This window comes from Lacisediminihabitans sp. H27-G8 (assembly GCF_046156175.1).
GTDB lineage: Bacteria > Actinomycetota > Actinomycetes > Actinomycetales > Microbacteriaceae > Lacisediminihabitans.
The window spans coordinates 127,069-138,747 of the sequence record NZ_JAYLVL010000003.1; the positions used below are offsets into that span (position 1 = coordinate 127,069).

Genomic DNA, 11,679 nt, shown 5'->3' on the forward strand with positions numbered 1-11,679 from the left:
CTAGTCCACCGTTACGTAGTCGGGGCCGCTGTAGTGGCCGGAGTTGAGTTTCTGGCGCTGAAGCAGCACGTCGTTGAGCAGGCTCGAAGCCCCGAACCGGAAGAGGTGCGGCTGCAGCCACTCCTCACCGACGGTCTCGGCGACGGTCACCAGATACTTGATCGCGTCCTTCGAGGTTCGGATGCCTCCGGCCGGTTTGACGCCGATCCTCTCGCCGGTGAGCCGATACCAGTCGTTCACCACCTGAAGCATGAGGAGCGTGACGGGAAGAGTCGCGGCGGGAGCCACCTTGCCGGTGGAGGTCTTGATGAAGTCCCCTCCGGCCAGGATCGCGAGCCAGGATGCCCGGCGCACATTGTCATAGGTGGTGAGTTCGCCGGTCTCGAGGATCACTTTGAGGTGCGCGAAGGAACCGTCCTCGCGGCGGCAGGCTTCCTTCACCGCCACGATCTGGTCGAAGACGAGTCCATAGCGGCCGGAGAGGAACGCCCCACGGTCGATCACCATGTCGATCTCGTCGGCACCGAAGCGCACGGCATCCTTGGTGTCGGCGATCTTCACCGGAAGGGAGGCGCGCCCGCTCGGGAAGGCCGTCGCAACGGCGGCGACGTGGATGCCCGCCTCTCCCCCGGCGGATCCGAGGGCCTCGACCGCGTAGGGCACCATGTCGCCGTAGACGCAGACCGCAGCCACCCTCGGCGTCGTCAGATCGGAGGAATCCGGGATCATCGCCTTGGCGACGAGCGACTGCACCTTGCCCGGGGTATCCGACCCTTCGAGCGTCGTGAGGTCGATGAGCTCGATGATGCGGTCGAGCGCCCAGGCCTTCGAGGTGGTCTTGATCGAACGGGTACCGAGCGAGGCTGCGCGGGCTTCGAGGCCGACGGCATCCACCCCGGTCAGTCCTTCGAGATGAAGTCGGAGGCTCTTCTCGGTGAGGTCACCGCCGATGAGCTGGATCGCGCGTTCGGCCGGCGCGAGAGGCACGGCGACGAGAGGTGCCGCCTGGTGGATCGTCATGGTTCAGCTTCTTTCCTGGATCGTGGTGCCGGAATCTTCCTGATCGAGCACGGCTCTCGCCGTCGCCTCGTCGGTGATGAGAACGGAGCACAGCGAGCTCGAGACGACGGCGCGGGCGATAGCGTGCTTCGACTCACCCGAAATTACCGCGATCGCGACGGCCGCAGCCCTCAACTGTTCGAGCGAGACGCCCACAGTGCGCCCGTCGAGTTCGTGGTCGACGATGTTGCCATCCCCGTCGATGTAGCGTCCGACGACGTCGCCCACCGCGCCCCGGGCCACCAGCATCGCGATGTCTTCGCGGCTGAGGTAGCCGCTGTCGACCAGTACAGAGCTCGCGTCGGCGACACCGGCGCTGTAGAGATAGGCGGATGCCCCGGCGGCACGCTCGAGCACTCCCGCGACAGTACGGTCTGCTTCGATTGCGAGTCGGGTGTCGCGATGCTCGAGGATCGCCGGGCTCGGCAACAGGGTGGCGTGCCCGCCCCCGGAACGCGCGATCGAGACGGCGGTCGACGCGGCGGTGCCCGAGCGACGATTGAGGCTCACGCCCCCGTTGATCTGCACGACGTCGACGCCGCGGGCCCATCCCTGCGGGAGATGATCGGCAATCGAGTCGACCGTGCGCCCCCAGCTCACTCCGAGCGTCCCCGGCACCGGCCGCAGGGCCCGCAGGTAGTCCGCTGCCGCTTCCGCGACGCGATCGGCCACGCTCGACCCGTCAGAGGGCGACGGCACGACCACCGCATCCGCCAGGGAGAAGCGATCGCGCAGCTCGCGCTCCATCGACAGTTTGCGCGCCCGGGGATGAACGATCTCGATCCGCACGATTCCCAGTTCCCTGGCCTGGGTGAGCAGCCTGCCCACCTTCCAGCGGGTGAGTCCGAGAAGGGAGCCGATCTCGTCCTGGGTCTTGCTCTCCTCGTAGTAGAGCTCGGCCGCGCGCACGGAGAGCATCTCGGTCGATGTCGTCATGCCGCGCTCCCGTCAGTCTCGCTCCCCCCACGTTATGCCCTGGGGCGATGTCCTTCAACATCTGCGCAGCAATTGCTCATGTGAGCACGCCTCCGGCGATGAGTGCTCACCCGAGCAGCGTGTCAGCCCGGGGAATTCACCGAACGGGCCGTCGTGCCGCCGACCCCTGTTGTGCCATCAGAGTGCGATGAGACCTTCGCCCAGTCGACCGGATGCCCATGGAGCAGTCTCTCGAGGCGGTCGAGGCTGGTCTGCCATTCGGAGCGCACCGCGGTGGCGAACGCGGGCTCGATGCCCGAGTCGACCCGGAGTTCGAGTTGGGTGCTCGATCCCCGCAAGCCGCCGGGAATGCTGTCGAGCCTGAATTCGATCCGTCCGCGGTTATCGGTGTCGACCCGAAGCCTCCGGGGTGCCTCGAGCGCCGACACTGTGGCTGTGGTCGACTTGCCCGCACCGGAGCCTGGCCAGAGGAGCTCGAAGGCGGGGGCTCCCCCGTCCGCCCCTTCGGCGCGAGCCGCGGGGAGCATCCGCACCTCACCGAGCCAACCGGCAAGCAGATCCGGGTCGACCAGGGCGTCCCAGACGACGACCGGCGGCAGGTCGATCACGCGCTGAAAGATCAGTTCGGCGGCGGGCACGCCGACAACTTTACGCCGGGAGCCGTCCCATAAGCTGGTGCCATGACGACGAAGACGCCGAATATCCCTGCGGCCGCGACGGGCAGATCCCGGCCGCGAGCCATCGTGATCCTCGACATCGTCGTCGCCATCGCGTTCAGCCTTGTGGGCCTCATCTTCATGCTGGCGCTGGCCAGTTACTACGCGGACCAGTTTCTGCTCCCGGTGTTCGGCATCTTCACGAAGATCCTCGCCGTGGGGTCCTGGTTCGCCGGCACCGCCCTGTTCATCCTCTTCGAGGTGCGGGGGCGCTGGGCGTTCTACTGGCCACTGGTCGGCATAGTCGCGATGTTCGCCTTCTACTATCTCGTGCTCTTCATCGCGTCACGGGTCGCCGCGTGAGCGCGATCTTCGCCCTCGCCGTGGATGTCGGGGGAACCAAGGTCGAAGCCGCCCTCGTCGATCCCGATGGCGTCGTGCTCCCGGGCAGCCGCTTTCGCGCGCCGACCGGGCCGGAGCGGGATTCCGCGGAGCTCGCGCTCTCCGTCGATGAGGTCGTCGGTCTCGCGGCAGCGGCCCTTCCTGTCGGTGCGACTCTCGTGGGCGCGGGGATCGGATCCGCGGGGCCGGTGAACGAGCTCGAGGGGCGCGTCTCCCCCCTCAACCTCGGAGTGTGGCGCGAGTACCCCCTGCGCGACCAGGTCGCGGCCGCCCTTCCCGACATCCCCGTACTGCTGCGCATGGACGGCATCTGCATCGCGCTCGCGGAACACTGGGTGGGCGCGGGTCGCGGCTACGACAACGTGATGGGGATGATCGTCTCGACCGGCATCGGCGGCGGCCTCATCCTGCACGGCAACACGGTCTCCGGCCCCACCGGCAACGCCGGCCACATCGGCCACGTCGAGGTCGCCGGCTTCGACGACCCCTGCCTCTGCGGCGGGATCGGATGCGTCGAAGCCATCGCTTCGGGTCCGAAGACCGTCGCGTGGGCGCGCCGCCAGGGTTGGACGGGCACAACAGGTGAAGAACTCGGAGCGAGTTTCCGGGCCGGCGATCCGATCGCCGCCGCCGCCATCGAACGCTCGGGCCGCGCCATCGGACAGGTGATCGCCTCCGCGACCTCCCTCGTCGACCTCGAGATCGTGGCGATCGGCGGCGGCTTCTCGCAAGTGACGCCGGTGCTGTTCGATCACATGCGCACGGCCATCGCGTCACGCTGGCAGTTCGGCTTCGTGACCAAGGTGAAGGTCGTGCCCTCCGGGCTCTCGAGCGACGGTCCGCTCATCGGGGCCGCAGCGCTCGTGCACCGCCCAGAGGTCGTGGGCTGAACGGTTCCCGCCAGCTCGGGACGGACAGCTACGTTCTCGGGCCGATCGGAGTGGTGCGCTCCGGCATCCCGAGCAACTGGCGCACCCGAGCCTCGTCGTGGGTCATCTGGGTGACCAGCTCCCCCACGCTCGCGAACTTCTCCATGCCACGGATGTAGTCGACGAATGCGATCTCCACGGTCTTGCCGTAGAGATCGAGGTCCTCGTCGAGCAGGTGGGCCTCGATCTGCTTGTCGGGCACCCCGACGAACGTGGGATTGTTGCCGATGGACACGGCGGCGGGCATGGTCCGGCCGTCGACGGTCGCGTAGGCGGCATAGACCCCGTCCGCCGGCACGTAGCCCTCGACGGATCGGGCGAGATTGGCGGTGGGATACCCGAGCTCGCGACCTCGACGCTCCCCCGGCACCACGATCCCGCGCACCGTCGGCAGCCTCTCGAGCAGGGACGCCGCCTCGGCGACCCGGCCTTCGGCAAGCAGGTCGCGAATCCAGGTGGAGGAGATCACCCGGTCACCGAGGGGACGCACTGCCTCGATCATCCTCACCTCGAACCCATGCTCGAGACCGAGCCGTTCGAGCAACTCGATGCTGCCGAGTCCGCGATGTCCGAACTTGAAGTCCGGACCGATGAACACCAGCTTCGCGTGAAGCGTGCCGACGAGCACATCCGTCACGAAGTCCTGCGGCTCCTTGAGGCTGAAGTCGTGGGTGAATTCGATCATGACCAGGGCGTCGATGCCGGTGGTCTCCAGAATCGCACGCTTCTGGTCGTTGCTCGTGAGAGATTCGGGGCGGGCATCCGGGCTCAGCAGGGCGAGCGGATGCCGGTCGAAGGTGAGCACCGTCGACACGAGTCCCTCTTCGGCGGCTTCGAGACGCAGCCGTGCGATCACGCTTCGGTGCCCGGAGTGGACCCCGTCGAACTTTCCGATGGTGACGGCGGAAGGCCCGAAGTCGTGGGGAACGTCAGCGAGGGAGGCAAAGAACTTCATGCCCGCACATCCGCCTCGACGGCCGTCGGGCGCTGGCTGCGCAGATAGAGCAGGCCGAGCACTGGGAGTACGAGCGGGATGAGCAGATAGCCGAGTCCGTAGGCAGACCAGACCGTGGCCTCGCGCCCGAAGGGATTGATGCTGTGGAGGCCGAGCAGGCCGGGGGCGACGAGGCTGATGGTACCGACCACGAGCACCCCGATGAGCTCGAACCCGATGGTGAGGCGCGCGACGCGGTACCACGCGGCGCCCGGGGCGACGAGCGCGATCGTCGCGAGGATGTACACGACCGCCGAGAGCGCCGAGAGCGAGAACGCGAGCGGTGCCTCGGAGAAGCGGTCGATGATCTGGAAGACCGAGCGACCCGTCGCGGCGAGAGCGAGGATGCCGTAGACGGCCACGAGCACCCGTCCGATTCCGAGTGTTTTGGTCCGCGGCGGGCGGGGAGAGGAGTTGGCAGACATCACCTCAAGATTAGGCCACTTGGAAGACCCAGATTTGATACATGCGATAGACCATCACCGCGACGGCGAGGCAGACCACGCCGAGCACGACCGTCGCCCAGCGATTGCGCTCCAGCAGCGCCCAGAATGCGGCGAGAGGGGGCAGCAGAAGGGCCGACACGAGGTAGATGTAGAACTCCGGCAGGCTGCCGCGCGGCGGATTCCCGACGAACGGGGCCACGATCGCCACGACCAGCTGGACGATGAGAAGCACCTCCACGAGCGCTGTCGCGCCGAGCGAGTAGTCGTTGGGCTGTCGGCCGAGCAGGCCGAGCACGAGGCAGAACAGGCCAGCGGCGATGGCGACCCAGACCTGCAGCCAGGTGAACCACTCGATCATGGCGTCACCACCGTGGCGGTGAGGATGTCCGGTGGGAAGTTCACGATCGGTTTGCCCACGCCGTTGGCGAACTCCAGCAGGCCCACCAGTCGTCCGTCCGGCGCGATCGCCGCGACGGGCCCTTGCGGACCCTCCGGACGATCGACGACCAGTCTCTTGCCGTGGCCGAGGTCCACCGCCTGGTCGGAGTCGAGCGCGAGAACCGGGAACAGTGCGGTCGCGATGGTGGCCGGCGAGAGCAGTGACGCGGCCACATCGAGCGACTCGAGCTCCGCGGCATCCGTGACGGCGAATGGGCCGATCATGCTTCGCCGCAACGCGGTCAGGTGACCACCGACCCCGAGCGCGGCACCGAGGTCTCGGGCTATCGCGCGGATGTAGGTGCCCGAACTGCAGCGCACCCTCACGTCGAGATCGTAGTAGCCGTCGTGCCGGCGCGAGTCGAGCACCTCGAGGGCAGAGACTGTCACGGAGCGCGGCGCCAGCTCCACCGTCTCCCCCTCGCGCACGAGGGTGTAAGCCCGTTTGCCGTCGACCCGGATGGCGCTCACACTGCTCGGCACCTGGCTGATCGCACCAGTGAGCGGCCTGAGCGCGGCGGAGATCGTCTCCTCGGTGAGGTTGGCGACCGTCCCGGGCTCGGCCACCTCGGTCTGCTCCCCCTCCGCGTCGTCGGTGTTGGTTGCCGCCCCGAGACGGATGGTGGCGAAGTACTCCTTGTCGAGGCCGACCAGGTAGGTGAGCAGTCGGGTCGAGTTGTTGATGCCGAGCATGAGGAGGCCGGTGGCCATCGGGTCGAGGGTGCCGGCATGACCCACCTTGCGGGTGCCCGCCCGCTTGCGGGTGCGCGCCACGACGTCATGACTGGTGATTCCCGCGGGCTTGTCGATGAGCAGGATGCCGCTGCGACCGAGCGCCTCGGTCACGCGGAAGACTCCCCGGCGGAAGCGGAATCGGCAGCAGGCATCGTGAGACTCCGCATCAGGTCGAGTTTCTCGGGGAAGGCCGCCGTCAGGAGCTCTCGCGCGCTCGGGTCGCGATCGAATTCGTCAGTCATCCGCAGTCCGATCATCGTATTGATCAGCATGCCACCCGAGAGGAAGTTCTGCGATTCGTCGACAGTGAAGCCCGCTTCGTCGCGCAGAAACCGGTAGACCCGGAGAAAGCCCTCGCGGGCCACCGGGCCGACCGCGGAATTCCCGCCGAGCACGAAAGCGTGCATGAGCGAGAGCAGGAGCCCGCGATGCGCCGCGAGTCCCACATAGGCGAGGCCGATCCGGCGCGACATCGGCACCTCGGAGTCCTCGGCGAGCGCCGCCCGAAAGGCGGCAAGCAGTGTGTCCAGCGCGCGATGCAACACCTCGACGAACAGCTTCTCCTTGGTGCCGAACATCTTCACCACGTAGGGCTGGCTGACCGCGGCCGCCCGCGCGATCTCGGCGGTCGTGGTGCCGACATATCCATGGTCGCCGAACACCCGCATCGCCGCGTCGAGGATCAGTTCGCGACGCTCGCCCGACCGCATTCTGGTCAGGGGCGCATCCGTGTCGGTATCTGGGAAGCTCACTCTTCACATGTTATCAGCCGATAACTAGTGTCCTCTTGAGTAATCCCTCGATTCCTTAATCCGGAGGACCTCTGACACCGGAGCGGGTGGCCAGCCCACACCCACCGGCTCCGTGGATGCCGCGATCCGGCCGTCACCGTCGGCGCGGCAGTGCTGCTCGGGTCGGCCTGGTCGCCCTCTTCCTCCCCTCCCGGCGCGCGTCGATTCCGCCCCGGTGAACCGCGGTCGCGCCGATCGCTAGGATCGGGGCATGAGGGTAGCGGTGATCGGGGCCGGCGCAATCGGCGGCACCATCGCCGGTCTTCTCGCGCGGGCAGGGCACGAGGTCCAGGTCGTCGCACGGGGCGAACAACTCGCCGCGCTCGCCAGCACGGGACTACGGCTCACCGGCGGCTGGGGCGACTTCACGGTGCGCGTCGACGCCGTCGAGGCCCTCACGATCTCCCCGGAGATCGCATTCCTCACCACCAAGGCGCAGGATGCAGCGGTCGCGCTGCGTGCGAACGCCGAACTGCTCACCGGCATCCCCGTTGTCGTCGTGCAGAACGGCCTCGAGGCCATCACGACCGCGAAACGAGCGGCTCCCCGATCGGACATCGTCGGCGGGCTGGCGCTCTACGCCGCGTCCTACCTCTCTCCCGGCACGATCACCATCACCACGACCGGTCCGACGTTCCTCGGCGGCCCCGTGCTGCCGGCGCTCTACGCGTCGAAGATCCTCGGTGCTGTGATGCCGGTCGAACTCACCGACAATTTCGAGGGCGCGCAGTGGACGAAGCTCGTCGTCAACCATGTCAATGGGTTGTCAGCCGCCACCGGCCTGAGCGTGCAGGAGGTCATCGGCAATCGTCAGCTGCGCACGATCATGACCGAGACGATGCGCGAAGCCGTGCGGGTCGCGCGGGCGGCCGACATCGAATTCGCTCCCCTTCAGGGACTCTCCCACCCACGGCTCACGGCATTCGCTCGGGTTCCGACCGTCATCGCGCAACTGCTGCCCCTGCTGATGAAGCGGCGGATGGGATCGCGACCGAACCCGGGATCGACGCTCCAGAGCATCCGTCGCGGCCAGCCCACAGAGATCGACTATCTCAACGGAGCCGTTGTGCGTCGCGGGGAAGCCCTGGGAGTGCCGGTGCCGGTGAGCGCAGAGCTCGTGACCATGGTGCACGAAGTAGAGCGTGCCGTGGAGTTCCTCCCGGTGGCCACCGTCGTCGAAAGGATGAAGGGGCCGCTCGCACGGTAGCGGGTGGTGCCCGGAATCTCCGGGCGGCCGCCGTGCTCTAACAGGAGTCGGCGAAGACCCGTCTCGGATGCTCGAAATCCCGGTTGTCGATGATGCCCGACGCCGCGGTCCGCGGGCTGGTCTCTGAGAGATAGAGCTCCTGGCCCCCGCGATACCGTTCGACGTTCTCGGTGGGACCGTCACGGTCGAGCATGCGCTCCTCCGCGAGCTCGCGGGGAACGTCGAGCCAGATCGAGTAGTTCCAGAGCCCGGCGAGCTCCGGTCGGTTGAGGAAGACGCCGTCGACCACAAGGATGGCGTCCTTCGGGCCGGTGCGCCACTTCGACTGCACAGCGAGGTCCCGCACCCGATCGAATGCCGCCGTCACGAAGGCCGTGCTGCCCCCCATACGGAACGGCTCGAGCAGCACGCGCCGGAAGGTCGAATAGTCGAAGGAGTCCCGGTAATAGCCCTCGGGTGAATCGGCACCGCGCGCATGACGTTCGGCCTGGGAGCGGTGGAAGTCGTCGATGGATGCCCGGAATACCGAGCGTCCCGTGGCGGTGAGTGCGACGGCGAGGTCGTCGGCGAAGGGGACTGTGCCCGCGCCATCCATCCCATCGACAGCGACGACGACGCGTCCACCCGCGTAGAGGGAGACGATCTCGGCGGCGAGTGCGTCGAGCACATCCTTTTTTTCGGGCTGCCATCTGGCCATGGCCGCTAGCCTACGCTGCGGCGCTCATCACGAGCTTTGCTTCGTAGAGTGGAGGGGTGAGCATCGCGCCGGCCGTCAACGAGTGGTTCGTCGCCAACCAGCGGGATCTTCCCTGGCGCCGCGCTGGGTTCAGCGCCTGGGGCACCCTGGTGAGCGAGATCATGCTGCAGCAGACGCCGGTGGCGCGGGTGATTCCGCGGCTGGAGGAGTGGTTGCAGCGCTGGCCCGACCCCGCGTCGCTCTCGGCAGTGCCTTCCGGCGAGGCGGTGCGGGCCTGGAACCGGCTCGGCTATCCTCGCCGTGCCCTGTATCTCCACGCCGCGGCGGTGGCCATCACCGAACGTCACGGCGGCATCGTGCCTCGGGATGTCGCAGAGCTCCTCGCGCTGCCCGGAATCGGCGACTACACGGCGCGAGCGGTGGCGGTCTTCGCCTTCGGAGACCGGCATCCCGTGGTCGACACCAATGTGCGCCGGGTGATCGCCCGGGCGATCGATGGCAATGCCGATGCCGGTCCCCCGTCGGCGAAGCGGGACCTCGCCGCCATGGACGCACTGCTGCCGGCAGACGACGAGGGCGCACGGACCTTCAATGCCGGGGCGATGGAACTCGGCGCGATCGTCTGCACCGCTCGCGCGCCCCGGTGCGAGGAGTGCCCCCTTGTCGCGGTGTGTGCCTGGCGAGCGGCCGGCTATCCGGAATACCAGGGCCCGCGAAAGCAGGTGCAGAAGAAGTTCGACGGTTCCGATCGGCAGGTCAGGGGTCTGATCCTCGCCGAGCTGCGGGCCTCGGATGTGCCGGTGCGGGCAGCGGAGATCGACGCGGTCTGGGCGGATGATGCACAGCGTGCCCGGGCGCTCGCCGGCCTTCTCGCTGACGGGCTGGTGGTGGGGTCACCCCTCGACGGCTATGAACTGCCCCAGTAGACGCGGTCGTCTTTGCGGAGTTGACTTGAGCTGTGCCCGAGCTCCCCGAGATCCATGCGATGGTCGCGGATCTGGCCGCCCGCCTGGATGGGCGCACCGTCGACCGCTTCCAGGCCCTGTCGTTCGCGGCGATGAAGACCTTCGACCCGCCCGCGACGGCCGTCTCTGGCGAGGTCGTGCGGGGTGTCAGCAGGCACGGCAAATACCTCGACCTCGAGGTGGGTGACCTCCACCTCGTCATGCATCTCGCTCTGCTCGGCTGGATCCGCTGGCGCGAGGATCCGCCGCCGCCTCCGTCTCGCCTCGGCAAGGGGCCCGTGGCCGCGAGGCTCGTGCTCGATGACGGTTCTGGTCTCGACATCACCGAGTTCGGCACGAAGAAGAGGCTGGCCATCTGGATCGTGCGAGACCCGGCAGAGGTGCCCGGCATCGCGCGACTGGGACCCGATCCGCTCGATCCCGCCTTCACGCTCGAGACCTTCGCGCAGATCCTCGCCGGTGCCAGCCGGGCGCAGATCAAGGGCGTGCTTCGCAGCCAGTCCCTGATCGCGGGCATCGGCAACGCCTACTCAGACGAGATCCTGCATACGGCGAAGATGTCGCCGTTCAAACCGGCGTCGATGTCCGCCGATGAGACATCGCGGCTCTTCACGGCGCTGCAGTCCACGCTGCGCGGCGCGATCGCCCGCGCCGACGGGCTCTCCGCTTCGGAGCTGAAGAAGGAGAAGAAGTCGGGGCTGCAGGTGCACGGGCGCACCGGGCTGCCGTGCCCGGTCTGCGGCGACACCGTGCGTCAGGTGATCTTCGCCGACTCGACGTTCCAGTACTGCCCGACCTGCCAGACCGGCGGCAAGCCTCTAGCAGACCGGGTGCTGTCGCGCCTGCTGAAGTAGTCGGTATCGATACGGCCCTGGAGGGCCTGATCGACCACCGAACCCGCAGGTCGGACGATCAGTCTTCGTCGTCGTCCGCGATAACCCGCGGCTTGACGTAGGGATCCTCGTCGCCGGCGTACTTCGCGGTACTGCGCAGCCCGCCGATCTCGCTGTCGCGGCTGGCCGCTTCGGCGAGCAGCGCCTCGATGTGCTTGGCGTTCTCCGGCACGGCGTCGGCGATGAACTCGAGCGAGGGCGTGAGCCTCGCGGTGATGTTCTTGCCGACCTCGCTGCGCAGCATCCCCGTTGCCGACTTCAGGGCGATCGCGGAATCCGCACGCTCCTCGTCGGTGCCGTAGACCGTGTAGAAGATCGAGGCGTGCTGCAGGTCGCCGGTCACCTTGACATCGGTGATCGTCACGAATCCCAACCGCGGATCCTTGAGCCCACGCTCGAGAGTCTTCGCGATGATCACCTTGATGCGGTCCGCCATCTTGGCGGCGCGAGCCGGGTCAGCCATTTCCTTCATCCCTTTTCTTAAAGCGTCACAGCTGGAGGCCGCCGGAGGAGGCGACCAGGTAAAGAGGC

General features: G+C 67.6%; 15 protein-coding genes. 5 read left to right on the forward strand and 10 right to left on the reverse strand.

Annotation, left to right across the window (positions count from 1 at the left end; translation table 11 throughout):
- From deoC to VLI63_RS09950, 3 genes are all read right to left on the reverse strand, one after another.
- Positions 1–1,020 (reverse strand): deoxyribose-phosphate aldolase, encoded by a 1,020-nt coding sequence (gene deoC, locus VLI63_RS09940; RefSeq protein WP_409156711.1) that lies wholly within the window; start codon positions 1,018–1,020, stop codon positions 1–3.
- 3 nt (positions 1,021–1,023) lie between these two features.
- Entirely contained in the window at positions 1,024–1,995 is a 972-nt protein-coding gene (locus VLI63_RS09945; protein WP_409156712.1) for a sugar-binding transcriptional regulator, read from the reverse strand.
- Between the two features lie 122 nt (positions 1,996–2,117).
- Positions 2,118–2,633: an SRPBCC family protein gene (locus VLI63_RS09950; RefSeq protein ID WP_409156713.1), complete on the reverse strand. Its 516-nt coding sequence runs from the start codon at positions 2,631–2,633 to the stop codon at positions 2,118–2,120.
- Between the two features lie 42 nt (positions 2,634–2,675).
- Here VLI63_RS09950 and VLI63_RS09955 point away from each other — a divergent pair, with 42 nt between their 5' ends.
- The gene (locus tag VLI63_RS09955; protein ID WP_409156714.1) at positions 2,676–3,014 is read left to right on the forward strand and encodes a hypothetical protein; all 339 of its coding nucleotides are present in this window, start codon (positions 2,676–2,678) and stop codon (positions 3,012–3,014) included.
- Complete coding sequence (locus VLI63_RS09960; protein WP_409156715.1) at positions 3,011–3,943, forward strand: ROK family protein; 933 nt, start codon at positions 3,011–3,013, stop codon at positions 3,941–3,943. Before VLI63_RS09955 ends, VLI63_RS09960 begins: the two co-directional genes overlap by 4 nt.
- A 28-nt stretch (positions 3,944–3,971) precedes the next feature.
- On the opposite strand, the gene VLI63_RS09965 is transcribed toward VLI63_RS09960, so the two are convergent.
- The 5 genes from VLI63_RS09965 to VLI63_RS09985 are packed head-to-tail and all read right to left on the reverse strand — an operon-like array spanning position 3,972 to position 7,347.
- Positions 3,972–4,937, reverse strand: a complete 966-nt coding sequence (locus tag VLI63_RS09965) for a bifunctional riboflavin kinase/FAD synthetase (protein ID WP_409156716.1) — start codon at positions 4,935–4,937, stop codon at positions 3,972–3,974.
- A complete protein-coding gene (locus tag VLI63_RS09970; protein WP_409156717.1) occupies positions 4,934–5,401 on the reverse strand; it encodes a hypothetical protein in 468 nt (155 codons plus the stop codon). The genes VLI63_RS09965 and VLI63_RS09970 overlap by 4 nt, the downstream gene beginning before the upstream one ends.
- A 10-nt stretch (positions 5,402–5,411) precedes the next feature.
- On the reverse strand, positions 5,412–5,780 hold the full coding sequence (locus tag VLI63_RS09975; RefSeq protein WP_409156718.1) for a hypothetical protein: 369 nt from the start codon (positions 5,778–5,780) through the stop codon (positions 5,412–5,414).
- Entirely contained in the window at positions 5,777–6,706 is a 930-nt protein-coding gene (gene truB, locus VLI63_RS09980; RefSeq protein WP_409156719.1) for a tRNA pseudouridine(55) synthase TruB, read from the reverse strand. Before truB ends, VLI63_RS09975 begins: the two co-directional genes overlap by 4 nt.
- A complete protein-coding gene (locus VLI63_RS09985) occupies positions 6,703–7,347 on the reverse strand; it encodes a TetR/AcrR family transcriptional regulator (protein WP_409156720.1) in 645 nt (214 codons plus the stop codon). Before VLI63_RS09985 ends, truB begins: the two co-directional genes overlap by 4 nt.
- A 250-nt stretch (positions 7,348–7,597) precedes the next feature.
- On the opposite strand from VLI63_RS09985, the gene VLI63_RS09990 reads away from it, so the two are divergent.
- Positions 7,598–8,593, forward strand: coding sequence for a ketopantoate reductase family protein (locus VLI63_RS09990; RefSeq protein ID WP_409156721.1), 996 nt, complete (start codon positions 7,598–7,600; stop codon positions 8,591–8,593).
- Positions 8,594–8,630: 37 nt separating this feature from the next.
- Here the strand turns inward: VLI63_RS09990 and VLI63_RS09995 are convergent, their stop codons facing one another.
- Positions 8,631–9,290 carry a uridine kinase gene (locus VLI63_RS09995; protein WP_409156722.1) on the reverse strand — a complete coding sequence of 220 codons (660 nt, stop codon included), beginning with the start codon at positions 9,288–9,290 and terminating at the stop codon, positions 8,631–8,633.
- 56 nt (positions 9,291–9,346) lie between these two features.
- On the opposite strand from VLI63_RS09995, the gene VLI63_RS10000 reads away from it, so the two are divergent.
- Together VLI63_RS10000 and VLI63_RS10005 are read left to right on the forward strand one after the other, a co-directional pair.
- Complete coding sequence (locus VLI63_RS10000; RefSeq protein ID WP_409156723.1) at positions 9,347–10,216, forward strand: A/G-specific adenine glycosylase; 870 nt, start codon at positions 9,347–9,349, stop codon at positions 10,214–10,216.
- A 32-nt stretch (positions 10,217–10,248) separates the two neighbouring features.
- The gene (locus tag VLI63_RS10005) at positions 10,249–11,109 is read left to right on the forward strand and encodes an Fpg/Nei family DNA glycosylase (RefSeq protein WP_409156724.1); all 861 of its coding nucleotides are present in this window, start codon (positions 10,249–10,251) and stop codon (positions 11,107–11,109) included.
- A gap of 58 nt (positions 11,110–11,167) precedes the next feature.
- Here VLI63_RS10005 and rbfA read toward each other — a convergent pair whose 3' ends face one another.
- Positions 11,168–11,611, reverse strand: coding sequence for a 30S ribosome-binding factor RbfA (rbfA, locus tag VLI63_RS10010; RefSeq protein ID WP_185203355.1), 444 nt, complete (start codon positions 11,609–11,611; stop codon positions 11,168–11,170).
- Between the last annotated feature and the right edge of the window lie 68 nt (positions 11,612–11,679).